The sequence below is a fragment of the Flavonifractor sp. HCP28S3_F3 genome, assembly GCF_052065355.1.
GTDB lineage: Bacteria > Bacillota > Clostridia > Oscillospirales > Oscillospiraceae > Flavonifractor.
The window spans coordinates 35,989-61,033 of record NZ_JBQHUF010000012.1 but is presented as its reverse complement, the minus strand read 5'-3'; the positions used below and the strand labels follow the sequence as shown (position 1 = coordinate 61,033).

The 25,045-nt window shown below is 58.6% G+C and carries 25 protein-coding genes, 5 tRNA genes, 1 riboswitch and 1 other annotated feature; of the genes, 15 read left to right on the top strand and 15 right to left on the bottom strand.

The window, feature by feature from the left end:
• Positions 1–10: 10 nt before the first annotated feature.
• The 5 genes from ACTNB1_RS11245 to ACTNB1_RS11225 all read left to right on the top strand — a co-directional run bounded on the left by ACTNB1_RS11245 (position 11) and on the right by ACTNB1_RS11225 (position 6,119).
• Complete coding sequence (locus tag ACTNB1_RS11245; protein WP_441169542.1) at positions 11–238, top strand: phosphopantetheine-binding protein; 228 nt, start codon at positions 11–13, stop codon at positions 236–238.
• Between the two features lie 9 nt (positions 239–247).
• On the top strand, positions 248–1,840 hold the full coding sequence (locus ACTNB1_RS11240; protein ID WP_441169540.1) for an MBOAT family O-acyltransferase: 1,593 nt from the start codon (positions 248–250) through the stop codon (positions 1,838–1,840).
• An 11-nt stretch (positions 1,841–1,851) separates the two neighbouring features.
• On the top strand, positions 1,852–2,913 hold the full coding sequence (locus tag ACTNB1_RS11235) for an SGNH/GDSL hydrolase family protein (RefSeq protein WP_441169538.1): 1,062 nt from the start codon (positions 1,852–1,854) through the stop codon (positions 2,911–2,913).
• Positions 2,910–3,446 carry a hypothetical protein gene (locus tag ACTNB1_RS11230; protein ID WP_441169537.1) on the top strand — a complete coding sequence of 179 codons (537 nt, stop codon included), beginning with the start codon at positions 2,910–2,912 and terminating at the stop codon, positions 3,444–3,446. The genes ACTNB1_RS11235 and ACTNB1_RS11230 overlap by 4 nt, the downstream gene beginning before the upstream one ends.
• Before the next feature lie 216 nt (positions 3,447–3,662).
• Positions 3,663–6,119, top strand: a complete 2,457-nt coding sequence (locus ACTNB1_RS11225; RefSeq protein WP_441169536.1) for an ATP-dependent helicase — start codon at positions 3,663–3,665, stop codon at positions 6,117–6,119.
• Positions 6,120–6,143: 24 nt separating this feature from the next.
• On the opposite strand, the gene ACTNB1_RS11220 is transcribed toward ACTNB1_RS11225, so the two are convergent.
• Positions 6,144–6,770, bottom strand: coding sequence for an HAD family hydrolase (locus ACTNB1_RS11220; RefSeq protein WP_441169535.1), 627 nt, complete (start codon positions 6,768–6,770; stop codon positions 6,144–6,146).
• Positions 6,767–7,351 carry a DNA-3-methyladenine glycosylase gene (locus ACTNB1_RS11215; protein ID WP_441169533.1) on the bottom strand — a complete coding sequence of 195 codons (585 nt, stop codon included), beginning with the start codon at positions 7,349–7,351 and terminating at the stop codon, positions 6,767–6,769. Before ACTNB1_RS11215 ends, ACTNB1_RS11220 begins: the two co-directional genes overlap by 4 nt.
• Positions 7,352–7,413: 62 nt before the next feature.
• Between ACTNB1_RS11215 and ACTNB1_RS11210 the strand changes: the two genes are divergently transcribed.
• The 9 genes from ACTNB1_RS11210 to ACTNB1_RS11170 all read left to right on the top strand — a co-directional run bounded on the left by ACTNB1_RS11210 (position 7,414) and on the right by ACTNB1_RS11170 (position 12,089).
• Positions 7,414–8,316: a DMT family transporter gene (locus tag ACTNB1_RS11210; protein WP_441169532.1), complete on the top strand. Its 903-nt coding sequence runs from the start codon at positions 7,414–7,416 to the stop codon at positions 8,314–8,316.
• A gap of 45 nt (positions 8,317–8,361) precedes the next feature.
• Positions 8,362–8,611 (top strand) — a binding site (T-box leader).
• Between the two features lie 70 nt (positions 8,612–8,681).
• The gene (locus tag ACTNB1_RS11205; RefSeq protein WP_441169530.1) at positions 8,682–9,710 is read left to right on the top strand and encodes an ABC transporter substrate-binding protein; all 1,029 of its coding nucleotides are present in this window, start codon (positions 8,682–8,684) and stop codon (positions 9,708–9,710) included.
• 67 nt (positions 9,711–9,777) lie between these two features.
• A complete protein-coding gene (locus tag ACTNB1_RS11200) occupies positions 9,778–10,686 on the top strand; it encodes an ABC transporter permease (protein WP_441169529.1) in 909 nt (302 codons plus the stop codon).
• On the top strand, positions 10,686–11,492 hold the full coding sequence (locus ACTNB1_RS11195; protein ID WP_441169527.1) for an ABC transporter ATP-binding protein: 807 nt from the start codon (positions 10,686–10,688) through the stop codon (positions 11,490–11,492). Before ACTNB1_RS11200 ends, ACTNB1_RS11195 begins: the two co-directional genes overlap by 1 nt.
• A 130-nt stretch (positions 11,493–11,622) precedes the next feature.
• Positions 11,623–11,696, top strand: a tRNA-Gly gene (locus ACTNB1_RS11190).
• Between the two features lie 3 nt (positions 11,697–11,699).
• Positions 11,700–11,776: transfer RNA gene (locus ACTNB1_RS11185), tRNA-Arg, on the top strand.
• 20 nt (positions 11,777–11,796) lie between these two features.
• Positions 11,797–11,872 (top strand) — tRNA-His (locus tag ACTNB1_RS11180).
• A 63-nt stretch (positions 11,873–11,935) separates the two neighbouring features.
• Positions 11,936–12,010: transfer RNA gene (locus ACTNB1_RS11175), tRNA-Gln, on the top strand.
• Positions 12,011–12,013: 3 nt separating this feature from the next.
• A tRNA-Lys gene (locus ACTNB1_RS11170) sits at positions 12,014–12,089 on the top strand.
• 341 nt (positions 12,090–12,430) lie between these two features.
• On the opposite strand, the gene thiC is transcribed toward ACTNB1_RS11170, so the two are convergent.
• The 13 genes from thiC to ACTNB1_RS11105 form a co-directional block, all read right to left on the bottom strand.
• The gene (gene thiC / locus ACTNB1_RS11165) at positions 12,431–13,735 is read right to left on the bottom strand and encodes a phosphomethylpyrimidine synthase ThiC (protein WP_441169526.1); all 1,305 of its coding nucleotides are present in this window, start codon (positions 13,733–13,735) and stop codon (positions 12,431–12,433) included.
• A gap of 15 nt (positions 13,736–13,750) precedes the next feature.
• The gene (thiD, locus tag ACTNB1_RS11160) at positions 13,751–14,563 is read right to left on the bottom strand and encodes a bifunctional hydroxymethylpyrimidine kinase/phosphomethylpyrimidine kinase (RefSeq protein WP_441169524.1); all 813 of its coding nucleotides are present in this window, start codon (positions 14,561–14,563) and stop codon (positions 13,751–13,753) included.
• Positions 14,564–14,644: 81 nt separating this feature from the next.
• Positions 14,645–15,277, bottom strand: a complete 633-nt coding sequence (gene thiE / locus ACTNB1_RS11155; protein WP_441169523.1) for a thiamine phosphate synthase — start codon at positions 15,275–15,277, stop codon at positions 14,645–14,647.
• The gene (thiM, locus tag ACTNB1_RS11150; protein WP_441169521.1) at positions 15,264–16,076 is read right to left on the bottom strand and encodes a hydroxyethylthiazole kinase; all 813 of its coding nucleotides are present in this window, start codon (positions 16,074–16,076) and stop codon (positions 15,264–15,266) included. Before thiM ends, thiE begins: the two co-directional genes overlap by 14 nt.
• Positions 16,069–16,800 carry an energy coupling factor transporter S component ThiW gene (thiW, locus tag ACTNB1_RS11145; protein ID WP_441169519.1) on the bottom strand — a complete coding sequence of 244 codons (732 nt, stop codon included), beginning with the start codon at positions 16,798–16,800 and terminating at the stop codon, positions 16,069–16,071. Before thiW ends, thiM begins: the two co-directional genes overlap by 8 nt.
• Before the next feature lie 80 nt (positions 16,801–16,880).
• Positions 16,881–16,986: riboswitch (TPP riboswitch) on the bottom strand.
• Positions 16,987–17,031: 45 nt separating this feature from the next.
• Positions 17,032–17,589 (bottom strand): prolyl-tRNA synthetase associated domain-containing protein, encoded by a 558-nt coding sequence (locus tag ACTNB1_RS11140; RefSeq protein WP_441169518.1) that lies wholly within the window; start codon positions 17,587–17,589, stop codon positions 17,032–17,034.
• A gap of 3 nt (positions 17,590–17,592) precedes the next feature.
• Entirely contained in the window at positions 17,593–18,876 is a 1,284-nt protein-coding gene (locus ACTNB1_RS11135) for an O-acetylhomoserine aminocarboxypropyltransferase/cysteine synthase family protein (RefSeq protein ID WP_441169517.1), read from the bottom strand.
• A gap of 95 nt (positions 18,877–18,971) precedes the next feature.
• Complete coding sequence (locus ACTNB1_RS11130) at positions 18,972–19,175, bottom strand: S-layer homology domain-containing protein (RefSeq protein WP_441169516.1); 204 nt, start codon at positions 19,173–19,175, stop codon at positions 18,972–18,974.
• Positions 19,176–19,348: 173 nt separating this feature from the next.
• A complete protein-coding gene (locus ACTNB1_RS11125; RefSeq protein ID WP_441169514.1) occupies positions 19,349–19,792 on the bottom strand; it encodes a hypothetical protein in 444 nt (147 codons plus the stop codon).
• Positions 19,793–20,437: 645 nt separating this feature from the next.
• Entirely contained in the window at positions 20,438–20,968 is a 531-nt protein-coding gene (locus ACTNB1_RS11120) for a GerMN domain-containing protein (protein ID WP_441169512.1), read from the bottom strand.
• Positions 20,965–22,428, bottom strand: coding sequence for a sensor histidine kinase (locus ACTNB1_RS11115; RefSeq protein ID WP_441169510.1), 1,464 nt, complete (start codon positions 22,426–22,428; stop codon positions 20,965–20,967). Before ACTNB1_RS11115 ends, ACTNB1_RS11120 begins: the two co-directional genes overlap by 4 nt.
• Entirely contained in the window at positions 22,421–23,107 is a 687-nt protein-coding gene (locus tag ACTNB1_RS11110; protein ID WP_441169509.1) for a response regulator transcription factor, read from the bottom strand. Before ACTNB1_RS11110 ends, ACTNB1_RS11115 begins: the two co-directional genes overlap by 8 nt.
• A gap of 14 nt (positions 23,108–23,121) precedes the next feature.
• Positions 23,122–23,544, bottom strand: coding sequence for a ComEA family DNA-binding protein (locus tag ACTNB1_RS11105; RefSeq protein ID WP_441169507.1), 423 nt, complete (start codon positions 23,542–23,544; stop codon positions 23,122–23,124).
• Positions 23,545–23,638: 94 nt separating this feature from the next.
• On the opposite strand from ACTNB1_RS11105, the gene ACTNB1_RS11100 reads away from it, so the two are divergent.
• Positions 23,639–25,039 (top strand): D-alanyl-D-alanine carboxypeptidase family protein, encoded by a 1,401-nt coding sequence (locus tag ACTNB1_RS11100; protein WP_441169506.1) that lies wholly within the window; start codon positions 23,639–23,641, stop codon positions 25,037–25,039.
• Positions 25,040–25,045: the final 6 nt, after the last annotated feature.

The window sequence follows — 25,045 nt, the reverse complement described above, 5'->3', positions numbered from 1 at the left end:
GATTTGTATCATGGAAGAACTGCTGGACATTCTGAAGGAACTCCACCCCGACGTGGACTTTGAGCACTGCACCACCCTCATCGACGACAAGATCCTGGACTCCATCGACATCGTCTCCCTGGTGGCGGAGATCAACGACGCCTTTGACGTGGCAGTGCCCGCCGAGGAGATCGTGCCCGAGAACTTCAACTCCGCCCAGGCCCTGTGGGAGATGATCCAGCGCCTGGATGAGGTGTAATCCGGCCCAATGAGTTTTGCATCCGCACAATTTCTTTGCTTTTTTGCGGTGCTCTTTGTCCTGTACTACCTGATCCCCAGACGGCACCAGTGGAAGCTGCTGCTCATCGGCAGTCTGTTCTTCTACTACTTCGCCGGATGGTACTGCCTCATTTACATCGGGGTGACCACGGTAACCACTTACCTGGCCGCCCGGAAGGTGGGCGACCTCCAGCGGGAACAGGATACGTGGCTGAAAGAGCACCGGGCTGAGCTGGACAAGGATCAGCGCAAGGCCTACAAAGCCGCCGGGAAAAAGCTCCGCTGGCGGTGGACCCTGGCCTGCCTGCTGCTGAACTTCGGCATCCTGGCAGTGGTGAAGTACACCGACTTCGTGCTGAGCAACGTCAACGGCGTGCTCTCCGCCGCCGGTTCCGCCGCCCAGCTGCCCATGGCCGACCTGGTCCTGCCCATGGGCATCTCCTTCTACACCTTCCAGTCCATGGGCTACCTCATCGACGTGTACTGGGGCAAATATCCCCCGGAGCGCAATCTGGGCAAATTCGCTCTGTTCGTCACCTTCTTCCCCCAGCTCATCCAGGGCCCCATCAGCCGGTTCTCGGACCTGAGCCAGACCCTGTATGAGGAGCACCGCTGGGACTCCCAGCAGATCGCCATGGGCGGCATGCGGGTGGTATGGGGCTTTGCCAAAAAGCTCATCGTAGCCGACCGGCTGGCTATCCCCCTGCGGGAGCTGGTGTCCGCCCCCGAGGAGTACACCGGCGTGTACGTGCTGGCGGTGATGTTCCTCTACGCCGTGCAGCTGTATGCCGACTTCACCGGCGGCATCGACATCACCATCGGCGTGTCCCAGATGCTGGGCGTCAAGGTGGCGGAAAACTTTGAGCGTCCCTTCTTCTCCAAGAACATCGCGGAATACTGGCGCCGGTGGCACATCACCATGGGCACCTGGTTCCGTGACTACGTGTTCTATCCCCTGTCGGTGAGCAAGAGCGTGCTGAAGCTCCACCAGAAGGCTCGGGCCAAGCTGGGCGAGCCGGGCAAGCGGGTGTCGGTCTACCTGTGCACCATGCTGCTATGGTTCGTCACCGGCGTGTGGCACGGCGCCAGCTGGAACTTTATCGTCTGGGGCCTGCTCAACGGCGTGGTTATCCTGGTCTCCCAGGAGTGCGAGCCTCTGTACGCCAAATTCCACGGGAGATTCCCCGGCCTGAAGGGCACCTTCGGCTACCGCCTCTTTGAGGTGGGCCGCACCTTCGTGCTGATGAGCGCCATCCGGGTGCTGGACGTGTACCGGGATGTGCCCCTCACCTTCAAGCAGGTGGGCACTATCTTCACCTCCTTCAACCCCTCGGTGCTGTGGAACGGCTCCTTCCTGGAGCTTGGCATCACCGGGGCGGACTGGGCGGTGGCCGCCATCGGCACCCTGGCCATGCTGGTGTGCTCCCTGCTGGGCCGGAAGGAGCCCATGCGGGAACAGCTGGTCCGCCGCAATCCCAATGTGGCCTGGGGCGGGTGCGTGGTGCTGGTGCTGTGTATGGTGATCTTCGGCATCTACGGCATCGGCTTTGACGCCACCCAGTTCATTTACAATCAATTCTGAGGAGGCCGGAGATGAAAAAGAAACTGATCTTTACCGGCGTCCTCTGGTGCGTCATTCTGGCGGTAGCTCTGTGTCTGCTCAACGCCTTGTTCATGCCCAAGTACATGAGCGAGATCCCCGAAGGGGCTCTCATCGCCGAGTATTACAACGAGACCGCCGACCACGACGTGGTCTTCATCGGGGACTGCGAAGTGTATGAGAACTTCTCCCCTGACACCCTGTGGCAGGAATACGGAATCACCAGCTACATTCGGGGCTCCGCCCAGCAGCTGATCTGGCAGTCCTACTACCTGATGGAGGAGACCCTGAAGTACGAGACCCCCAAGGTCATGGTGTTCAACGTATTGTCTATGCAGTACGGCGAGCCCCAGAGCGAGGCCTACAACCGCCTGAATCTGGACGGCATGAAGCTGTCCACCCAGAAGCTGGCGGCGGTGAAAGCCTCCATGACCGAGGAGGAGAGCATGCTCTCCTACCTGTTCCCCCTGCTGCGCTACCACGCCCGCTGGAACGAGCTGTCCGGCGAGGATGTGGAGTACATGTTCCACCAGGATCCGGTGTCTGACAGCGGCTACCTGATGAACGTGGAGGTCCGCCCGGCGGAGAACGTACCCGAGGGCAAGCCCCTGGCTGACTATCAGTTTGCCGATATCTGTTACGAGTATCTGGACAAGATGGTGGAGCTGTGCGAATCCCATGGGGTGGAGCTGGTGCTGGTGAAGGCCCCCAGCCTGTACCCCTACTGGTACGACGAGTGGGAGGAGCAGATAGAGGACTACGCTGCCGCTCACGACCTCCAGTACGTCAACTGTCTGGAGATCATTGACGAGGCGGGGTTGGACTTCAACACCGATACCTACGACCACGGCCTGCACCTGAACCTGTACGGGGCGGAAAAGCTGTCCCACTGGTTCGGGGCATGGCTCACCGAGCACTGTCCCCAGGTGGAGGACCGCCGGGGTCAGGAGCCCTATGAGAGCATCTGGGCGGAAAAGAGCGCCACCTATGCCCAGAGGAAAACCGAGCTGGAGGCGGCATGGGCCGCCGAACAAAAGGAGGATACCGCACAATGAACAAGAAACTGCTTGCGCTGGCCCTGGCTCTGGGCCTGACCCTGTCCCTCACCGCCTGCGGCGGCAATGACACCCCCTCTGGCAGCGAAAACACCGCTCCCCAGGAGAGCGCTCAGGCCGGCGGGGAGAACACCGCCGACACCTTCACCTTCACCACTGCCGACGGCAAAGAGGTGGCTGTGAACGCCGACATGGCCGACGTGCTGGCCGAGCTGGGCGAGGAGCAGAGCTACTTTGAGGCCGAGTCCTGCGCCTTTGAGGGCCTGGACAAGACCTACACCTATCCTGGCTTCGTCATCACCACCCGCCCTGACGGCGACAAGGACTATGTCAACTCCATCTGTCTCACCGATGACACCGTGTCCACCGGTGAGGGCGTGTACATCGGCAGCACCGAGGCCGACGTCACCACCGCTTACGGCGAGAGCACCAGCGACACCGAGGGTATGCTGAGCTACACCGCCGGGGATGTGGCCCTCAATTTCATTCTGGAGGACGGCGTGGTCACCTCCATCGAGTACCTCCCCGCCTGATTCTTTTTCTTGGTTCTTTTTCTTGAAAGAAAAAGAACCAAAAAGAACTTTTACAGGGCTATGCTTTTTCTGGAGAAAAAGCGCCGAAAAAGGCTTCCCGCACGGCGGGCAGGGTTGACCTGCCCGCCGGTTTTTTGTACAATAGAATTACAAAACAACAGGAGCCGTCCATTCGTGGGCGGCTCCGCCATTGCCAAGGGAGAACAGAGAAACATTATGCTGAACCGAGAGGAAGAACTGCGCTTCTGTAAGGCCCGCCGGGCGGCTATCGAGCTGGATTTCCAGAATCTGAACGCCGAACAGCGCCAAGCGGTGCTGGCCACCGAGGGACCTCTGCTGCTGCTGGCCGGAGCGGGCAGCGGCAAGACCACCGTGCTGATCCACCGCATCGCCAACCTGATCAAATACGGCCGTGGCTCCGACTTCGACCAGGCCCCCGACTGGGTCAGTGCCGACGACCTGGCTTTTCTGGAGGACTACGTGTCCCACCCCGATCCCGCCAAAAAGGCCCAGCAGGAGCGGCTGTGCGCCATGGACCCGGCGGTGCCCTGGTCCATTATCGCCATCACCTTTACCAACAAGGCCGCCGGCGAGCTGAAGGCCCGGCTGGAAAACCTGCTTGGCCCCTCCGCCAACGATATCTGGGCCTCCACCTTCCACTCCGCCTGCGTGCGCATCCTGCGGCGGGACATCGACCGGCTGGGCTTTTCCAGCTCCTTCACCATCTACGACACCGCCGATTCGGAACGGGTCATCAAGGACATCGTGAAGGACTTCAACCTGGACGACAAGACCTTCTCTGCCCGCTCGGTGCTGGGTTACATCTCCCGGGCCAAGGACGCCGTGCAGTCCGGGGCAGACTACCTGGCCCAGTGTGAAAAATCTGGAGACTTCCGGCTGGTGAAGATCGCCAAGATCTATGTAGAGTACGAGCGGCGGCTGAAGGACGCCAACGCCCTGGACTTTGACGACATCATTCTGGACACGGTACGTCTGCTCCAGCAGTTTGAGGACGTGCGGGACTACTACCAGCGGAAATTCCGCTATGTGCTCATCGACGAGTATCAGGACACCAACAACCTGCAGTACCTGCTGGCCTCCACCCTGGCGGGAGGCTATGAGAACATCTGCGTTGTGGGCGACGACGACCAGTCCATCTACCGCTTCCGGGGCGCCACCATCGAAAACATTCTCTCCTTCGAGAGCCAGTACAAGGGCGCCCGAGTCATCCGGCTGGAGCAGAACTACCGCTCTACCAAGAATATCCTGAACGCCTCCAACGCGGTCATCCGCAACAACGAGGGCCGCAAGGGCAAGGAACTGTGGACCGACCACAGCGAAGGGGACAAGATTCAGTGCTACACCGCCATGAACGAGCACGAGGAGGCCCAGTACGTGGCCGCCCAGATCCTGGCCGACTACTCCGCCGGCCGTGCCTGGAAGGACCACGCGGTACTCTACCGGATGAACGCCCAGTCCAACCAGATCGAGCAAGCCTTCAAGCGCAACGGCGTGCCCTACCGTATCATCGGCGGCATCCGCTTCTTCGACCGGGCGGAGGTCAAGGACATGCTGTCCTACCTGTGCGTGGTCAACAACCCCCGGGACGACCTGCGGCTGAGCCGCATCATCAACAATCCTCCCCGGGGCATCGGAGCCTCCACCATTGACCGGGCTCAAAACATCGCCCAGCAGGAGGGTCTGGCCCTGTGGGACGTGGTGAGCCGGCCCCAGAACTGGCCGGAGCTGCAAAAGGCCGCCCCCAAACTGGGGCAGTTTGCCGAGCTCATCGGTGACCTGCAAAAGCTGTCCAAAGAGCTGCCGCTTCCTGACTTCTACGAGGAAGTGGTGGCCCGCACCGGCTACGCCGTGATGCTGGAGCAGAAGCGCACCATTGAGGACCGCACCCGGTTGGAAAACGTCCGCGAGCTGCTCTCCTCCATCCAGAACTACCTGGACAATGCCCTGGACGAGCCCTCCCTGGCGGGCTTCCTGGACGAAATTGCCCTGTACACCGATATCGACAGCCACGACCCCAGCGAAGACTGCGTGGTAATGATGACTATGCACTCCGCCAAGGGTCTGGAGTTCCCGGTGGTCTTTGTAGTGGGTGTGGAAGAGGGCATCTTCCCCGGCATCCGTGCCATCGGAGAGCCGGAGGAGATGGAGGAGGAGCGGCGGCTGTGCTATGTGGCCATGACCCGTGCCAAGGAGAAGCTGCACATGACCTGCGCCTCCCAGCGCATGCTGTTTGGCCGCACCAACTCCAACCGTCCCTCCCGCTTCCTGGGTGAGATCCCGCCGGAGTATGTGGAAAAGTCCGGCCGCCTGCCCTATTCGGAGCGACAGCATGAGGAGCGGCCCCAGAAGGCCCAGCGGCCCCGCCGCACCTACGACCGGGGATTCTCCATGGGCACCTCGGCATATACCGGCGCAGCAGCCGCCTCCCCTGCCCCTGACTGGAAAAGCCCCGCAGCAGGCAAAGCAGCGCCTCCGGCCGGCCCCGACTTCCGGGCGGGAGATCCTGTGGTGCACAAGGCCTTTGGTAAGGGTCTCATCACCAAGCTCACCCCCATGGGAGGCGACGCACTGGTGGAGATCGCATTTGACAACGTGGGCACCAAAAAACTGATGCTGAAGTCCGCCGCCCAGTATATGAAAAAGGGTGAATAAAAAGGGACGGGCAAAGCCCGTCCCTTACAGAAGCTCGGTAAACGACTTGATATACCGGTGGCAGAAAGACCGCATCTCGTCCTCATGATGGGCGTAAAATGGATCGTACACCCCAACCACTGTCAGTCCCGCCTCCTTGGCGGTACGGCACACGCCGGGTGAATCCTCATAGAGGGTGCAGGCTTCCCCCTTCTCCCCCAGCAGCTCCAGTGCCAGGGAGAAGGCCCGGGGATCCCGCTTCTCCACTCCCAGCTCCTGGACGTAGATCACCCGCTCAAAATAGTCCGTCAGGCTTAGCCGCTCCATGGTGGCCTGACAGAATTCCGGCACGCAGGCGGTGAGCAGCACCATCCGCTCCCCTGCCTGACGGCATTTGTCCAGATATTCCACCGCCCCCGGCTTCAGGGGTACCTGATGGGCGTAGGCCTCCCGGCCCAGCCCGGTCCACTCAGCCATGATGGCCTCAGGACTTTCATCCAGGTGATAGTACTCCTTAGTAAACTGGGCGGCGATGGGGAAAATGGAGTGCCCCACCGTCTCGCTGTACTCCCGGGTGGCTTTCAAGCCCCGGCGCTCCAGGAAGGTGTTGTCCACCTCCACCCACACCCCGTTGGAATCTACCAGGGTGCCGTCAAAATCAAATAGCTTCACAGATAAAACCTCCATGGAAAATGGACCGCCTCTTCCGCATAGTCGATGCCGATGCGCGTTCCGGTGTGGAAAGACGGCCGGGGCGAACCGTCGTCAATGAGGAACAGTTCTTCCCCCGTCAGGTCCAGACCGTTTTGGGCCCTTGTCAGGCCCAGGGCCAGGCACACCTTGCCGGGTCCGTTCATAAAATTCTTTTTCTGATAGGAGGTGAGCTGTTCCGGCTCCTTCCCAAACCTGCGGCGGGCCATCTCGGCCATTCCTTCCACTGGCTCCAGCCCCCGCAGAAGCACCGCGCTGGGCTCTCCCTCCGGCTCGGTGACAAAGTTGAGGCAGTGATATATCCCGTAGATCAGGTAGATGTAGGCGGTGCCCGGTGGGGCGAACAGGGTCTCTGTCCGGGCTGTGCGCTTGTAGCCGTAAGCGTGGCAGGCCTTGTCCATCCGCCCTACATAGGCCTCGGTCTCGGTGATGCGTCCGGACAGAGTCATCCCGTCCACCCGGCGCACCAGCACCTTCCCCAGCAGATCCTGGGCCACCTCCACGGTGTCCCGGTCAAAAAAGTCCCGACCTAGCTTTTCCACAGCCGTGACCCCCTTTCGCAGATACCATTTTATCTTACCATAGCAAAAGGAGAGGTACAACCATGAGCCAACAAAAAGAAAAATCCGGCCTGGCCAAGTTTGCCACCCCACTCATCATCCTTGCCACCATCATCTGGGGCAGTTCCTTTGTGGTGATGAAGAACAGTGTGGACGTACTGCCCACCTTCTGGCTGCTGGCCATCCGGTTCAGCGCTTCGGCCATCGTGCTGGCCATCGTATTCCTGCCCCGGTGGAAGGTATGCGACAAGCAATACCTCATCGGCGGTACCGTCATGGGCTTCTGCCTGTTCGTGGCCTACACCTTCCAGACTTACGGCCTGGAGCGCACCACACCCGGCAAAAACGCCTTCTTTACCGCTGTCTACTGCGTTATCGTTCCCTTCCTGTATTGGATCATCGCCAAGCGCCGTCCTGACAAGTTTAATGTTCTGGCCGCCTTCCTGTGCATCGGCGGCATCGCCCTGGTATCCGTAACCGGCAGCAACGCCTCCGCCTTCAACCTGGGCGACGTGCTCACCCTCATCGGCGGCTTCTTCTTCGCCTGCCACATTGTGGCGGTAGCCAAATACTCCGAAGGACGGGATATTTTCATTCTCACCACCCTTCAGTTCGCCTCCTTTGCCATCTTCTCCTGGATCGGCGTGCTGGTCACCCAGACCACGGTGTCTCCGTCGGTCTTTAATCAGGACCTGATCTTCGGCCTGGCCTACCTGGTCATCTTCTCCTCCTGCGGCGCCCTGCTGTTCCAGAATATCGGCCAAAAATACACCGCCCCCGCCACCGCCGCTGTGCTGCTCTCCCTGGAGGCCCCCTTCGGCGTGCTCTTCTCCATCCTGCTCACCGACGAGCGGCCCACCGCCCTTATGTTCCTGGGCTTCGCCCTCATCTTCCTGGCTGTGGTGTGCTCCGAAACCAAGTTCTCCTTCCTGCGAAAAAAGGGTTGACAAAGGCTGAACAGGTGAGTATAATCCATTACAACAGTTCCATAAAGTAAACCTGTGAGGAAGAGAAGTAGCCGACTATCTCCGATGCAAAGAGAGTCCTGGGTGGTGGGATCAGGGCGTGACGAGACCGGCGAATGGACTTCCGAGGGCGGCTTGAACGGGCAACCAAGTAGATGCCGACGGGATCCCACCCGTTATCCATCGGGCACGCATGATGGTGCGTGAAGCGAGTGGACGTCTCTGACGTCAATTTGGGTGGTATCGCAGAAGTGATTACAACGCTTTTGTCCCATGTCTGGGACAAAAGCGTTTTTTTATCCTCTGCACCATCTGCCATCCAAATTCATTTTATGGAGGAACTTCCTATGAAAAAGCTGAACAAGATCCTGTCTCTCACCTCTGCTGCCGCTCTGGCTCTCTCCCTCACCGCCTGCTCTGGCGGCACCCAGGGCAGCGCCGAGACTCCCGCCGGCAATTCCGGCACTCCCTCCGCCTCCAGCGACGGCTACAAGATCGCCGTGGTGCGCCAGCTGGATCACGCGTCCATGAATGAGATCCGGGACGCCATCACCGCCGAGCTGGACGCCAAGGCCGCTGAGCTGGGCATTACCATCACCTATAAGGACTTTAACGGCAACAACGACCCCTCTACCCTGTCTCAGATCGGCGCGCAGATCATCGCCGACAATTATGACGCCATCATCCCCATCGGTACCACCGCCGCCCAGCAGATGGCCGCCACCGCTCAGGCAACCGAGACTCCGGTGATCTACGGCACCGTCAGCTATCCTGAGGCCGCCGGTCTCACCGGCATCTCCTACGTCACCGGTACCAGCGACGCCCTGGACACCGAGTTCCTGCTGGATATGATGCTGGCACAGAACCCCGATATTGAGACTGTGGGTCTGCTCTACTCCACCTCCGAGGTCAACAGCGGCCCCGCCATTGAGGCAGCCAAGGCCTATCTGGACGGCAAGGGCATCTCCTATATCGACAAAACCGGCAACACCACCGACGAGATCATGGCCGCCGTCAACTCCATGCTGGATCAGGTGGACGCAGTATTTACCCCCACCGACAACGTGGTCATGAACGCTGAGCTGGCCATCGCCCCCATCCTGGCTGAGGCGGGCATCCCCCACTATGCCGGCGCCGATTCCTTCGTGCGCAACGGAGCCTTCGCCACCTGCGGCGTAAACTACACCGACCTGGGCACCAAGACCGCCGACCTGGCTCTGGAAGTGCTCCAGACCGGCGAGGTTCCCGAATTTGTCACCGTGGCCGGTGACATTATCACCGTCAATACCGATACCGCCGCCACCCTGGGTGTGGACTACACCGTGTTCAACGACATGGGTTCCAGCCTGGTGGAAGTACAGACTACCCAGGAGTAAGATCAATTTGGCTAAAAGCCCCCGCCGCTCCGGCGGGGGCTGTGCCACGTGAAAGGAGCGTTCTCCCATGCTCACTGTCATCCAGGCCGCTCTGGAGGCTGGCTTTTTGTACGCCCCCATTGCCCTGGCCCTCTTTCTGAGCTTTTCCATTCTGAACATTGCCGATATGACCACCGATGGTGCCTTTGTTCTGGGCGGCGCGGTGTCCGCCGTGTGCTGTATCGCTGGCCACCCCATCCTGGCGCTCCCTGCCGCCATGCTGGCCACCGCCGCAGCCGGCTTTATCACCGCCTTCCTCCAAACCAAGCTGGGGGTGCCCTCCATTCTGGCTGGTATTATCACCAACATCGGCCTGTATAGTATTAACCTGATGGTCATGGGTACCAGCAACCTGTCTCTGTTCCAGAAGGACTCCATCTACACCCTGGCCAAGGCCTCCGGCTTTGCAGGGAGCTGGTCCAAGCTGGCGGTCACTGCCATCGTGGTGGTTCTGATCTGCGTGCTGCTGGTGCTCTTCCTGGGCACCCGTCTGGGCCTGTCCATCCGAGCCACCGGCGACAACGCCGACATGGTGCGTGCCTCCTCCATTAACCCCACCTTTACCATCACCGTGGGTCTGTGCATCGCCAACGCCATGACCGGCCTCTCCGGCGCCATGGCGGCCCAGTACAACACTTTCACTGAGGTAAACGGCGGCACCGGCATGGTGGTGCTGGCTCTGGCTGCCCTGGTCATCGGCGAAACCCTCATTGGCAAGGGCTCTATGGTGCGCCGGGTGGTAGGCGTGGTAGTGGGCAGCATCATCTACCGTGCAATCTATGCCGCCGCCCTCCGGGCCAATGTACCCGCAGACTACATGAAGCTGGTCTCCGCCATTATCGTGGGCCTGGCAATCGCCGCCCCGTCCATTCGCCGCTGGGCCGCATTTCAGAACAAGAAGCGCCAGGCCCTGGCTGCCAGAAAGGAGGAGCAGTGATGCTGGAACTGAGACACATTTCCAAGACCTTCAATCCAGGCACTGTGAACGAGAAGCAGGCTCTGAACGACCTGAGTGTCACTCTGGAGCCCGGAGATTTCGTCACCATCGTAGGCTCCAACGGTGCGGGCAAATCCACACTCTTCAACGCCGTTGCCGGTGATTTCTACACCGACGAAGGCTCCATCCTTCTGGATGGGCAGGACATCACCTATCTGCCCGCCTACCGCCGCAGCCGCCAGATCGGCCGGCTGTTCCAGGATCCCATGCGTGGCACCGCTCCTCACATGACCATTGAGGAAAACCTGGCTCTGGCCTACCTGCGCACCGCCAAACACCAGAAGGCCTTTTTCAGCCGGGTATCCAAGGCAGACAAGGAATTCTTCCGAGCCCAATTGGCTAAGCTGGGTATGGGGCTGGAGGATCGGATGCGTCAGCCGGTAGGGCTGCTCTCCGGCGGCCAGCGGCAAGCCCTTACCCTGCTCATGTCCACCATGGTGCCCCCCAAACTGCTGCTGCTGGACGAGCACACCGCTGCACTGGATCCGGGTACTGCCGAGAAGGTGCTCAATCTCACCCAGGAGATCGTGAAGGAGAGTCACCTTACCTGTATGATGATCACGCATAACATGAAAAACGCTCTGGAACTGGGCAACCGTACCTTTATGATGGACTCCGGCCGCATCGTATTGGATCTGAAGGGTGAGGAGCGCAAGGGCCTTACCGTGGAAGATCTGCTGGATCGGTTCAAAGCTGGAGCTGGAAAAGTTCTGGACAACGACCGCATCCTGCTCTCCAAAGATTAACTTGCTTTCCATGCCCGCCAACAATATGGCGGGCATGGAAAAATTATATTCTCTGAAGAAAAAAACATTGACATTCTCGCTTCGATATGCTATTATATCCTGGCTGACATGCTTTAGGTTCAGCGCCCATGCGGGTGTAGTTCAATGGTAGAATCCCAGCCTTCCAAGCTGGTCGCGTGGGTTCGATTCCCATCACCCGCTCCATACGCGCCTGTAGCTCAGGTGGATAGAGCAACTGCCTTCTAAGCAGTGGGTCAGGGGTTCGAGTCCCTTCAGGCGTGCCAGTTCCCGCAATTTCCCTATGGTGGGTGTAGTTCAGTTGGTAGAGCATCGGATTGTGGTTCCGAGTGTCGCGGGTTCGAGTCCCGTCACCCACCCCATAAAGACTCAAGGCGGAAGGGCCGGAGCGTCCGCTCCGGCCCTTTGCTTTTTACCAGCGAGATTGGGGTGTAGCCAAGTGGTAAGGCACGGGACTTTGACTCCCGCATTCGCTGGTTCGAGCCCAGCCATCCCAGCCATATGACTCGTTAGCTCAGTCGGCAGAGCAACTGCCTTTTAAGCAGTGGGTCCGGGGTTCGAATCCCCGACGGGTCACCAAAAAGAAGGACACGCTTAGGCGTGTCCTTCTTTTTGGTGATCGCCACAGTTCTTATCGTCACTTTTGTATTTTTACTTCTAATGTTTGATATTAATGGGGAGATCGAAGCTGTCACAGTTTTTTATACGGGTTCTGACGAAATAGGGCACAGCAACGAGTTCCAAATTACACTTTCAAATATGCAATTCTTTAACATTATTCAACAGGATGAAACAGGGCACAGAATTGGATCATATCATTTTATCCCCTGCTAATACTTTTTCAGAGTATCCAGTTTTCTCATGCCCATTCACCGATTTAAAAAGGACACGACTTGCGTCGTGTCCTTTTTACCGTCTATTTACAGAATGTCGATGTATTCACCACTGAGGGCTTTATTCATGCTGCGCACGGCACAGAACTTTCCGCACATGGAGCAGCTGTCCTCATGCTCCGGAGCCCGGTCTGCCCGGATAGCCTTGGCCGTCTCCGGGTCGATGGAGCACTCCCACTGCTTCTCCCAGTCGAAGGTCCGACGGGCGTCAGCCATGGCGTCGTCCAGATCCCGGGCATGGGGAATCTTTTTGGCAATATCCGCCGCGTGAGCCGCAATCTTAGAGGCCACGATACCCTGCTTCACATCCTCCACATTGGGCAGCGCCAGATGCTCCGCCGGAGTCACATAACACAGAAAAGCCGCACCGGAGGCAGCCGCGATAGCCCCGCCGATGGCAGAGGTGATATGGTCGTAGCCCGGAGCGATATCCGTAACAATGGGACCCAGCACATAGAAGGGCGCGCCCATGCAGATAGTCTGCTGCAGCTTCATATTGGCTTCGATCTGGTCCATGGGCATATGGCCGGGACCCTCCACCATCACCTGCACGTCCTTGGCCCAGGCACGTTTGGTCAGCTCGCCCAGGCGCACCAGCTCCTCGATCTGGCACACGTCGCTGCCGTCGGCCAGGCAGCCGGGACGGCAGGCATCACCCAGGGAGATGGTCACGTCGTACTCCCGGCAGATGTCCAGGATCTGGTCAAAATACTCGTAGAAGGGATTCTCCTCCCCCGTCATGCTCATCCAGGCAAAGACCAGGGAACCGCCGCGGGAGACGATGTTCATCTTCCGCTTATGGGTTTTGATCTGGTCAATGGTCTTGCGGGTAATGCCGCAGTGGAGGGTAACAAAATCCACACCGTCCTGGGCATGGAGCCGAATCACGTCAATGAAGTCCTGGGCCGTCAGGGTAGCCAGGTCCCGCTGATAGTGGATCACGCTGTCATAGACGGGCACGGTTCCGATCATAGCGGGACACTCCCGGATCAGCTTCTGGCGAAACGGCTGGGTGTTGCCGTGGGAGGACAGATCCATGATGGCCTCCGCGCCCATATGAACGGCAGCCATCACCTTCTCCATCTCCACGTCATAGTCCTTGCAGTCCCGGGACACGCCCAGGTTCACGTTGATCTTGGTGCGCAGCATGGAGCCGACGCCGTTGGGGTCCAGGCAAGTGTGCAGCTTGTTGGCGCAGATGGCCACCTGACCTCTGGCCACCAGGTCCCGGATCTCCTCCTCGGTACGGTATTCCTTGGCGGCCACCGCCTTCATCTCAGGAGTGATGATGCCCTTTCTGGCCGCTTCCATCTGTGTGGCATAATTTCTCATGGTTCTTCTTTCCTTTCAGACTAATCTGTTTTCTTCGGCAAAATAGCCGTTCAAAGCAAAATTGTGGGCCATCGGTCCGCTACCCTTCCCCAAATCCAGCATGGCCGCCAGGGCACCGGAGATGTACTCCTTGGCTCTCTGGATAGACGCCTCCAGGGAGAATCCCTTGGCCAGATTGGCCGCAATGGCAGAGGACAGAGTGCAGCCGGTTCCATGAGTGTTGGGATTGTCGATCCGCTTCCCCGGGAACCACCTGGCCTGACCACCGGCGTACAGCAGATCGTCGGCGTCGCTGACGCTGTGACCGCCTTTCACCAGAACCGCGCAGCCGTGGGCCTCGGAAATGGCTTTGGCCGCTGCCTCCATGTCACTCTGGCTGCGGATAGTCTGCCCCGAAAGCACCTCCGCCTCCGGGATGTTGGGCGTGACCAGGGCAGCCATAGGCAGCAGCTTGGCTTTCAGGACAGTGACGGCCTCCGTCTCCATCAGGGCCGAGCCGCTGGTGGCCACCATGACCGGATCCACCACGATCCGCTCCACCCGCCAGTCTGCCAAAGCCTGGGCGATGACCTCAATGAGCGCCCCGCTGGACACCATACCGATCTTCACCGCATCGGGCCGGATGTCCGAAAAGATCATATCCAGCTGCTGCCGGAGAAAATCGGGCGAAACCTCCATAATTCCAGTGACGCCGGTGGTATTCTGGGCCGTCAGCGCTGTAATGGCGCTCATGCCGTAGACCCCGTTCATGGTCATGGTTTTCAGATCAGCCTGAATGCCGGCGCCTCCGCTGCAGTCGCTGCCTGCAATGGTCAATGCTGTTTTCACGTAGTATGCCTCCTTTTGATATTCAGCATTGTTTTGTTAAGCGGCATAAGGTGGTGCCCCCAATGTGCCGCTGGATACACTTTAGTTTCTCAGTGCGTCAAAGGCCTGCCGCAGTCCCTCCGCCGCGGCCTTGGGATCGGCCGACTTCATGATGGCGGAAACCACACAGATGCCCTGGATGGGAATACCCTTCAGCACCCCCAGGTTATCCTGATTCAGGCCGCCGATGGCGTTGACCGGAATAGGCACCGCTTTGCAGATCTCCCCCAGCGTGTCTGTGGAGGTGATAACTGTGACCACCTTGGTAGTGGTGGGATAGATAGCGCCCACTCCCAGGTAATCAGCCCCCTGCTCCAGAGCCTCCAAGGCTTGTGGGACAGTCTTAGCGGTGGCTCCTACGATCTTGTCCGGTCCCAGGATTTTTCTGGCCTGCCACACGGGCATATCGGACTGGCCCACATGGACCCCATCCACCTCTGCCGCCAGTGCTACATCCACCCGGTCGTCTACCACCAGCGGTACCTGATAGCGCCTGGCGATGGCATGGACCTGTTGGGCCAGATGGATGTACTCCCGGGTGGAGCGCTCCTTCTCCCGGAGCTGCAGGAAGGTCACGCCCCCCTGAAGGGCCTGCTCTACTTTGGCGAGAAACTCCGCCTCGGAGAGGCCGGTACTGTCGGTCACCAGGTACAACGTGGTGTCAAGCTTCTTCATCACAAAACGCCTCCATACGTGCATTGGCTTGGATGGTCTCTCCATCCAGCGTGGAAAGCCGGTCTATCAAATTCATTAAAAACGTACCGTTTCCCTTTGGCGTGGCTGCCAGTTCTCCGGCCACACCCATGGCGATGCAGGCCGTCTTTGCCGCCTCCAGGGGGGAGGCAGCGGCCAGAAAACAGGCGCACAGCGCCCCCAACATACAGCCTGTCCCGGTGACCCATCCCAACTGGGGTGTTCCGTTATGAATGGCTGTGACCCCCGTTCCGTCGGTCACCAGGTCTGTCTCTCCGCTGGCCAGGACTACGCAGCCATAGCGGCGAGCCACTTCTCCGGCCGCTTTGGCCACCGCCGCCGGGGTAAGGGATTTATCCCCATCCACACCGGAGGCGGTGTAGTCCGGCCGGACCAGGGCCAGGATCTCGGCGTAATTGCCCTTGAGCACCGCAGGTGGAAATTGCTCCAGCAGCTGCTGAGCATAGTCCCTGCGCAGACGGGAGCAGGCTACTCCCACCGCATCCAAAACCACCGGAACGCCTGCTTCCCGGGCCGCCCCGGCGGAACGTCTCATGGCCTCCATCCGCACGTCGGTGATGTTGCCCAGGTTGAGCAGCAGGGCCGCCGCCGTGGCGGTGATCTCCTCCACCTCCTGTGGATGCTCTGCCATAATGGGCCGGGCGCCCAGGGCCAGCACGGCATTGGCACACTGGGTAATGGAGATGGGATTGGTGATGGCATGGATCAGCGGTGCTTCTTCCCGCAGAGTGCGGAGCATAGAAAAAATGGATTCACTCATGGACTTCCACCCTCTTTCCGGAGCGATGGACCAGGAAATAGACCAGTGCGGCGATCAGGAAAAGAGCGATCACACCCCAGGCCGCCCAGTTCCACAGGGGATCTGCGGTCCGGAAGACCATGCCGGTAAGGATCTTAATCAGCAGATATCCGATCACGCCCAGAGCGGCGATAGCGGCGGCATTGGACAGGACACTGCTCCCCTCCTCAAAGCTCTGGTCGGAAAGCATCCGCTGAAACCGGGGCAGGACCCCGGCCCGGGCCAGCTGACGCAGAAACACAAAAGCCACCGAGCCGCCGATGAGGGTGCCGCACAGGAAGGACGGCACATAGAACAGCCAGGTCAGGCCCTCCTTATGTACCAGAAAGGTCATCACCGGATAGGAGACAATAGCGCCGATGATGCCGGTGCCCAACACCTCGCCGATAACGGCGCAGATCAGTTTTCCCTTGGATGCCCGATAGAGCACGCCGGACAGAAAGGCGCCGAACACAGCGCCGGTGAGTGCCAGCGGCGGTATGCCCATCATGCTCATGCGGATGATCCCGATGAGGGTGGCGCACAGCAGGGCGTACCAGGGACCCATCAGCACCGCACACACGATATTGATGAGGTGGGCGGTGGGACACATACCCTCCACCCGTAGGATGGGGGAAATCACCACGCCGATGGCCACCATCATGGCCAGAAACACCATACGGAATACTTTTTTGGAATGGTTCATCATCGGACACTCTTTTCTGGAAAATCTCTAACTTAAGGCATAAAAAACGGGGATTATCCCATTGGATAATCCCCGCGACAAAGCGAAATTCTATCTTTCCCTACGTTGGCATTACCCAAATCAGGTTATCGGTCTAAGGTTATACCTTACTCTCAGCCTGTAACACAAGCTCCCGTTTTTTCAATTGTATAACGCATTATAGCGCCGTTATCGGGAAAATGCAACCATTTTTTACTCGGCCTCCGGCCAGGGCAGATCCACTATGGCAGGCGTATGCCCCACCGCAGGCAGGAACCGCTCCAGAAAATCCGTCCGTTTCAGGCGGATGGTGGAGGTAGAAAAGCAGGGGTGGCCGCTGATGTACTCTCCCGCCAGCAGCTCCCGGTCTATCACCAGGCGCACCTTTCCTTCCCCATCGTGCATCAGCTCAAAGGCACTGGCTGAGCCGGGGGCCGCACCCAGCAGCTCTTTCATCTGCTCGGGGCTGGCAAAGGACAGCCGGGCACAGCCCAGCTGCTTGGTCAGATCCTTAGTCTTGAAGGGCTTATCTCCCGGCATCATCAGCAGATAGAAGTCGGTCTGCTGCCGGTTGGTGAGCAGCAGGTTCTTGCAAATGGGCACACCAAGCACCGCCTCCACCGCTTTGCAGTCCTCCATGGTGTTGGCGTAGTCATGATCGCACCGGAGGTAGGAGATATCCAGCTTATCCAGAAAGGCGTACACCGCCATTTCATTGGGGTCACGCTCCTCCGTCGGAGCGCCGGAATAAACTTCAGGATCTACATACATGGCTCACACCCCCGCCAACGCCTGATCCACATCCTCCAGGATATCGTTGATATCCTCGATACCCACGCTGAGGCGAACCAGATCGGGGGATACCCCGGCGGCCGCCAGCTCCTCGTCGGTCATCTGCCGGTGGGTGGTGGAGGCGGGATGGAGGGTGCAGGTCTTGGCGTCGGCCACGTGGGTGGCGATGGAGGCCAGCTTCAGGCCTGCCATGAATTTGGAAGCCGCCTCACGGCCGCCCTTCACACCGAAGGACACCACGCCGCAGGTGCCGTTGGGCATGTACTTCATGGCCCGCTCGTAGTAGGGGTCCCCTTCCAGTCCGGGATAGCGCACCCAGGCTACCTTGGGGTGGTTCTTCAGGAATTTGGCCACTGCCAGGCCGTTCTCACAGTGGCGTGCCATCCGCAGGGGCAGGGTCTCCAGACCGATATTCAGGTAGTAGCAGTTCTGCGGGGAGGGAATGGAACCCAGGTCCCGCATGAGCTGGGCGGTGGCCTTGGTGATGTAGGCCCCCTCCAGGCCAAAGCGCTCGGTGTAAGTAATGCCGTGGTAGCTCTCGTCAGGAGTGGTCAGACCGGGGAACTTGTCGGCATGGGCGTTCCAGTCAAACTTACCAGAGTCCACAATGGCGCCCCCCACTGCGTTGGCGTGGCCGTCCATGTACTTGGTGGTGGAGTGGGTAATGATATCGGCTCCCCACTCAAAGGGTCGGCAGTTCACCGGAGTTGCAAAGGTGTTGTCCACGATCAGAGGCACACCGTGGGCGTGGGCAGCCTTGGCAAACTTCTCGATATCCAGCACCGTCAGAGCCGGGTTGGCGATGGTCTCACCAAACACTGCACGGGTCTCGGGCCGGAAGGCCGCCTCCAGCTCCTCTTCGGAGCAGTCGGGGTCCACGAAGGTGAAGTCGATGCCCATCCGCTTCATGGTGACGGCAAACAGGTTATAGGTGCCGCCGTAGATGGAGGAAGAGCAAACCACATGCTCACCGCAGGAAACGATGTTGAAGATGGCATAGAAGGACGCTGCCTGACCGGAGGAGGTGAGCATGGCGGCGGTCCCTCCCTCCAGGGCACAGATCTTGGCCGCCACGTGGTCGTTGGTGGGGTTCTGCAGGCGGGTATAGAAATAACCGCTGGCCTCCAGGTCAAACAGGGCGCCCATGGCTTCGCCGGTGGCGTAGCGGAAGGTAGTGGACTGGACGATAGGAATGTTGCGGGGCTCCCCGTTGCCGGGGGTATAGCCCGCATGGATACACTGGGTACTGATACGATGCTGGCTCATGGGCGGGTTCTTCCTTTCTGCTCGTTACTTTGCCATAATGAAGTATGTTACACCCGGTCCCGGGAACTTGTCAAGGGCAGGCGCTCCCGATTTCCTCAGGCCATAAACTTCTGATAAGCCCGGAGGGCCAGGAGGATGCCCTGCTCCACCGTGGTGGTGTCTTTGGGCGACAGGGTAGTATCAGAGGTGCCCCGGAGGATTCCGTCGGCGTTCAACGCCGCCATGGCCTCTCTGGCCCATTCGGACACCCGACCGGCATCGTCATAGCCCGCCAGGCTGCCGTTTTCCGTGAGTACCATCTGCCCGGTGGAGCGTGACTTTGGTAAGATTGCCCATTAGGTCATACTCGAAGGCTGCCACATTACCCTTGGCGTTGATGGTCTGGATCACAGACGTAGTAGGAAAAATTGTATAGTAAAAAATACCCGTGCCAGCCACTCGTTATGAGTAGGCAGCAAGGCTAAAATCTATTTTACCTTCCTCCATTCTGCTTGCTTTTTAAGCGAATGATTTGATTTGGAATCTCTACACCAAGTAGCGATAAAAAAATTATTATGCTTCCGGGCCGAAGATTGTACATAGATTCATCGCTGCCTTGATGCCAGTTGTATCTTCCAGCTATAATCCGAAAGGATATAAAATAAATTAACCAAAGAGCGCCAAAAATATAAGGCAGTTTGGGAAGAATAATTTGTGCAATATCAGTTTGAATCAATCTTTTCGACTTAGCATTATGCACTTTTACTTTACAGAAGTGGAAAACAGCTGACTCAATGGGGATCAGAATGCACGATATTACAAAAGTCAAAACTATCATCCATACAATATTCTGCTTAGCTTCACGGCACCATAACCATATAATGGAAGAAATGCAGTTTATAAAAAGAATTATTGCTTCTAATAAAACCACACTCATATATATTCTTCCCGCTTTATGCATAATTCATCACCTATGTTGTTGGCAATGTAATATCGCTTGTAAGAGATTTTACCTTATTTGCAAGTGGCAACACATCATCAAGAAAGACTCCATGTCAATCATTTTTAGTAGGTTTCCTTCATCACTATAGATAAGAGCAACGCCATCATGAAATTCTGTGCCGCTAATTCCAGAGGGAAGGGGCATCACAAGAGCACCAGTTTGATCTACATAACCGAGAGGTTTCTCTGTCCTCACATGGGCCAGGCCCTCAGAAAAGGTGCCCATTGACAGGCAACCGTCGGAGGGGAACAGACATTCTCCCCATTGATTGATATAATTCAAGTATGCGATATGTGGGTATACATACGCAGATGAGTCCACTTTGACCCATTCATGCACTATAACTTCAGGTAAGGCGCTGTTTTCTGTAAAAAATGGTTTGGTAGTAATACTAAACTAATATCATCTTTACCTTCTTCTGCATCATATCCAATGTCAACCGGGATACAATCAATTTCACTGTCCGCTGCCTGGGCAGACGGACAGACCAGGGCACTGAACAAAAGTGCACCAGAAAATACCAAAGCGCTGCATTTTCAGAAATATTTCATACTAGTTCCCTCCCTGTTTTCATTTATTTCAGCTCACGGGCGCGGAGGTTGTGGCGGGCGGCGGGGATTCCTGCCCGGTGGAGAGAAGCACATCCTCCCGCGTAAGCTGCTGGATGGGACGGTAGGGAATCTCGTTCCCTTCCACCGTAATATAGACCGACTCCACGCCCTCCGCCTGGCAGAGGGTCAGGGTGAGGCAGGCATCAGCCACTGTCAGATCGATCCCCGTCAGGCTGCCGTACTGCTCTGACAGGTCCAGGTGCAGGCAGCCGTCCTTCAGCTCCCAGCTCAGCAGCCGCACGCCATCAGGAAAAGGCGAGGTCAATTCCTGGGAATCGGGACCCTGAAAGACCGCCTCCAGCAGGGCAGATACCACCTGGGCATCCTCCGGGAGCTCCAGGCTCTCATATCCAACCGCCATGGCAGCGTACCGGTCCTCCAGTGCGGAATAATAGATCAGGTAATCTCCTGCTTCTGTTCCCTCCTGGGAGTTCCCGGAACAGCCGCACAGAACCAGAAGCGCTCCGGCCAGCGCTAAAGTCTGGAGCCGTCGCCTCATGGCCGATTTCCCCCCTTCTCCCGCCAGCGAGCAAAGCGCACCTCAAAGCAGGTACCCTCCGGCTCCCGCCGCCGGGCGGTGATGGTGCCGCCATGCTGGCGCACCGTGTCCCGGACAATAGACAGGCCCAGTCCGGTGCCGCCAGCGGCCCGAGAACGGGCTTTATCCACCCGGTAGAAGCGATCAAAAATCTTGGGCAGGTCGGCCTCCGGGATGCCTACGCCGGTATCCTCCACCCGCATACACACCGCGTCTCCCTCCAGGAACAAGGTAACGGTCACCGTACCGCCGGGCAGATTATATTTGATGGCATTTTCCATCAGGTTGAAGGCCACCTGATACAGATCGTCCTCAGTAGCCCGGATGATACAGCCCTCCTGGAGGTTCAGCTCCAGCTTCACCTCCGCCGCCCGCGCCAGGGGGATCAACATATGCTCCACCCGGCGCACCACAGCTCCCACATCCACCGGCACAGTCTGGATCTCGTGGGCGGTATCCAGCCTGGTGAGGGTGAGCAGCTTCTCGGTGATACGGGTGAGCCGCTCGGCCTCCTCTCCAATGTCGGTCAAAAACTCCCGGGCAGTATCCACATCCATGTGGTCGGCCTGCAGAATGGAGTCGGTCAGCAGCCGGATAGAGGCCAGGGGTGTCTTCAGCTCGTGAGATGCGTCGGACACAAATCGCCGACGGACCTCCTCGGTGGTCTGGAGCCGGCCGGTGAGTTCGTTGAACTCATCGGCCAGCCGGCTGAGCTCGTCGCCACCCCGCATGTCCACCCGGTGGCTGTACTCGCCTTCCCGCACAGTGTGGATGGCGCTGAGCAGCTGGGCGATCCGCCGGGTCAAAGCCTTGGAAAACACCACGCCCATCACCAGGGTCACCAGCGCGATGATGATGGAGATGGTACGCAGGTTGTTCTGGATGCCCCGGAGCATGGCGCCTTGCTCGGCGTCGTATTCGTAGAGATAAACCGCTCCCTGGGTCATGGAGCGGTATGTGACAGGCACCGCCGCCCAGCTGTAAAAGACACCGTCGGAATAGTCGCCCCGGAACACATTGTTGCCCTTTAATGCGGTCACCGCTTCCCAAAACAGGGCGTACTGTCCGGTGGTATCGGTGCGCTGGGTCCCCTCCTGGATATCGCAAAGCACCCGCCCGGTGGGGTCGATGACCACTACCCGACTCACACCCAGGCTGTTAAGCAGCAGGCTCACCGTCCGGGTGGCACTCTCCGCCGTCAGCGGCTCCGGACCGGTAGCCAGGGCCGAGGCCAGCACTGAGGCCTGATTCTGCATAGAGGTCTGCTTGGAGCGGTAGGCCAGGTTCTGGGACACCAGCACCGGGTAGGTGTTCAGCAGCACCACCACCGCCGCCACGATCACCACATAGGTCAGGGCATATTTCGTTTGAAGAGAACGCCAGAAAGGCACCCGGCGGCTCCGCACTTCCCGCTCAGCCATTTTTCAGATAGTAGCCCACGCCCCACTTGGTGAGGATATACTGGGGATTGGCAGGGTCCAGCTCCAGCTTCTCCCGCAGGCGGCGGACATGAACGTCCACCGTCCGGTAATCCCCGGCATATTCATAGCCCCACACCACATTGAGCAGGTTCTCGCGGCTGTACACCCGCCCGGGATTGCGCATGAGCAGTTCCATCAGATCAAATTCCTTGGCAGTCAGGTCCACACTCTTGCCGTCCTTCCATGCAGCCCTGGCGTCCGGATCCAGTACGATATGGCCCATAGCCAGCTTGCTGACCGTGGCGGTCTGCTGAGCCGCCATCCCCGCCCGGCGGAGCAGCGCCCGCACCCGGGCCTTCAGCTCCAGGATGTTGAAAGGCTTTGTGATATAGTCGTCCGCCCCGCACTCAAAGCCGATGATCTTGTCGGCATCCTCACTGCGGGCGGTGAGCATGATGATGGGCACGTTGGAAAACTCCCGGATGCGCATGCAGGCCTGAAGCCCGTCGATCTTGGGCATCATCAGGTCCAGGATGATGAGATCAAAGCCGCCGTTCCGGGCCAGCTCCACCGCCTGCTCCCCATCATACCCAGCTTCCACCTGGTAGCCCTCGCTCTCCAGGTTGAACTTGATGCCCTTTACCAGTACTTTTTCGTCGTCTACCACCAATATTTTCAAGGCGTATCCTCCTTTTATGAAACTGTGACCTGGTCAATCAAGCCTGCCAGGATCCCCTCTCCGATGCCGTCCACCTCTGTCAGCTCTTCGGGAATGCGGAAGGGGCCGTTAGCCTCCCGATAGGCAATGATGGCCTCCGCCCGCTTCTCCCCAATCCCCGGCAGAGTCATCAGCTCCTCCGCCGTAGCGGTATTCAGGTCTACCTTTCCCGGCTCCGCAGCAGCCGTGGAAGCCGAAGGCGCCGCGGAAACCGTGGGCATCACGGAAGCTGAGGGCGCAGGCATCAGAACAACAGGACTCTCCTGAACCAGCTGCCGTTCTGTCTCCACCAGCACCGGCTGGGGCTGGGAAGCCCCCCTGAGAAACCAGCCGCCGGTGAACGCCAAAAAGACCGCGGCCAGAAGTATAGATATAAATTCCAGCTTTGAAATCTTCATGAATTTGTAACCGCCTTCCCCGTTGCGTCCCAGTCCGGGGTCTGCTATAATGAATTAGATAATCATATTATAACATACATAAATGGAGTTTCCTATGAAAAAATCAAGACTGCTCTCTCTCTTTATGGCCCTGATTCTGGCGCTCTCTCTGGCCGCACCCTTTGCCTCCGCCGCGGAGGGAAGCAGCGGCAGCGCCATTCTGGATGGCATGACCGTGGATGCCAAGGCCGCTATTCTGGTGGACCCGGACACCGATGAGATCCTGTATGAGCTCAACGCCCACGAAAAGATGTACCCCGCCTCCATCACCAAGGTGATGACCTGCCTGCTCACTCTGGAAGCGGTAGAGCGGGGAGAACTGACTCTGGAGCAGACTGTCACCGCCAGCCAGGCCATCCACACCGGCATCGGGGACAACGCCTCTACTGCCGACATCAAGGTGGGAGAGGAGATCCGCATTATCGATCTGCTGTATGCCGCCCTTATCCCCTCGGCCAACGAAGCCTGCAACGTCATGGCGGAGGCGGTGAGCGGAGACATCAACAGTTTTGTGGAGCTGATGAACCAGCGGGCGGCCGAGCTGGGCATGACGGGCACCCACTTTGCCAACACCCACGGCTATCACGACGACAATCACTACACCACCGCCTATGATGTGTACTTGATGAGCAAGGAGGCCATGAAGTACGAGACCTTCCGCACCATTGTCTCCTCTCTCAACTACACCATGCCTGCCACCAATATGCACCCGGAGGAGCGCCTCGTCCGCTCCACCAACGCTCTGATCTCCAACTGGAACACCCGGGGCTATCTGTACCAGTACGCCACCGGCGTCAAGACCGGCCACACTCCGGAGGCTGGCTATTGTCTGTCTGCTGCTGCCACCAAGGAGGACCGCAACCTGATGTCGGTGGTTATGGGCTGCGAGCGCGTACCGGGCACCACCGGCAGCGAGGGCTTCACCTACTTCAGCGAGACTATTCGTCTGTTCGATTGGGGTTTCAATAACTTTTCCACCCAGACCATGCTGGATGACACCAAGCGTGACATCCCGGAGGTTGAAGTTACCTTGGGCAAAAACACCAACTATGTCACCCTGGAACCTCAGGGTGAGGTAACCGCTCTGCTTCCCAAGGACATTTCCGCAGAGAACTTCGAATATGATTACACCCTCAACGCCAATAGTGTGGAGGCTCCTGTGGAGAAGGGCCAGCAGCTGGGCACTATCTCGGTCTCCTTTAACGGCAAGGTATACGGCACTCTGCCCCTGGTGGCCAGCATCAGCGTGGAGCGCGACCCCTGGCTCTACCGGCTGGACAGGCTGCAGAAGTTCTTTGACCAGCTGTGGGTGAAAATCCTGCTGGTGGTCATTCTGGTCCTTGTCGCCTTCCTGATCCTGCGTCGGCTGTTCTTCCGTGGCCGCCGGGGCCGTTATGGCTCCTCTTATGGCGGTGGACGGCGCAGCCGTTACACCGGCTCCCGGCGCCGGAGATGATTTTTA

Excerpts from the sequence above, each read along its gene's own strand:
- ACTNB1_RS11245 (WP_441169542.1), top strand. The coding sequence starts at position 11 with ATGGAAGAACTGCTGGACATTCTGAAGGAACTCCACCCCGACGTGGAC.
- ACTNB1_RS11240 (WP_441169540.1), top strand. The coding sequence starts at position 248 with ATGAGTTTTGCATCCGCACAATTTCTTTGCTTTTTTGCGGTGCTCTTT.
- ACTNB1_RS11235 (WP_441169538.1), top strand. The coding sequence starts at position 1,852 with ATGAAAAAGAAACTGATCTTTACCGGCGTCCTCTGGTGCGTCATTCTG.
- ACTNB1_RS11230 (WP_441169537.1), top strand. The coding sequence starts at position 2,910 with ATGAACAAGAAACTGCTTGCGCTGGCCCTGGCTCTGGGCCTGACCCTG.
- ACTNB1_RS11225 (WP_441169536.1), top strand. The coding sequence starts at position 3,663 with ATGCTGAACCGAGAGGAAGAACTGCGCTTCTGTAAGGCCCGCCGGGCG.
- ACTNB1_RS11210 (WP_441169532.1), top strand. The coding sequence starts at position 7,414 with ATGAGCCAACAAAAAGAAAAATCCGGCCTGGCCAAGTTTGCCACCCCA.
- ACTNB1_RS11205 (WP_441169530.1), top strand. The coding sequence starts at position 8,682 with ATGAAAAAGCTGAACAAGATCCTGTCTCTCACCTCTGCTGCCGCTCTG.
- ACTNB1_RS11200 (WP_441169529.1), top strand. The coding sequence starts at position 9,778 with ATGCTCACTGTCATCCAGGCCGCTCTGGAGGCTGGCTTTTTGTACGCC.
- ACTNB1_RS11195 (WP_441169527.1), top strand. The coding sequence starts at position 10,686 with ATGCTGGAACTGAGACACATTTCCAAGACCTTCAATCCAGGCACTGTG.
- thiC (WP_441169526.1), bottom strand. The coding sequence starts at position 13,735 with ATGAGAAATTATGCCACACAGATGGAAGCGGCCAGAAAGGGCATCATC.
- thiE (WP_441169523.1), bottom strand. The coding sequence starts at position 15,277 with ATGAAGAAGCTTGACACCACGTTGTACCTGGTGACCGACAGTACCGGC.
- thiM (WP_441169521.1), bottom strand. The coding sequence starts at position 16,076 with ATGAGTGAATCCATTTTTTCTATGCTCCGCACTCTGCGGGAAGAAGCA.
- thiW (WP_441169519.1), bottom strand. The coding sequence starts at position 16,800 with ATGAACCATTCCAAAAAAGTATTCCGTATGGTGTTTCTGGCCATGATG.
- ACTNB1_RS11140 (WP_441169518.1), bottom strand. The coding sequence starts at position 17,589 with ATGTATGTAGATCCTGAAGTTTATTCCGGCGCTCCGACGGAGGAGCGT.
- ACTNB1_RS11135 (WP_441169517.1), bottom strand. The coding sequence starts at position 18,876 with ATGAGCCAGCATCGTATCAGTACCCAGTGTATCCATGCGGGCTATACC.
- ACTNB1_RS11130 (WP_441169516.1), bottom strand. The coding sequence starts at position 19,175 with ATGGTACTCACGGAAAACGGCAGCCTGGCGGGCTATGACGATGCCGGT.
- ACTNB1_RS11125 (WP_441169514.1), bottom strand. The coding sequence starts at position 19,792 with ATGAGTGTGGTTTTATTAGAAGCAATAATTCTTTTTATAAACTGCATT.
- ACTNB1_RS11120 (WP_441169512.1), bottom strand. The coding sequence starts at position 20,968 with ATGAGGCGACGGCTCCAGACTTTAGCGCTGGCCGGAGCGCTTCTGGTT.
- ACTNB1_RS11115 (WP_441169510.1), bottom strand. The coding sequence starts at position 22,428 with ATGGCTGAGCGGGAAGTGCGGAGCCGCCGGGTGCCTTTCTGGCGTTCT.
- ACTNB1_RS11105 (WP_441169507.1), bottom strand. The coding sequence starts at position 23,544 with ATGAAGATTTCAAAGCTGGAATTTATATCTATACTTCTGGCCGCGGTC.
- ACTNB1_RS11100 (WP_441169506.1), top strand. The coding sequence starts at position 23,639 with ATGAAAAAATCAAGACTGCTCTCTCTCTTTATGGCCCTGATTCTGGCG.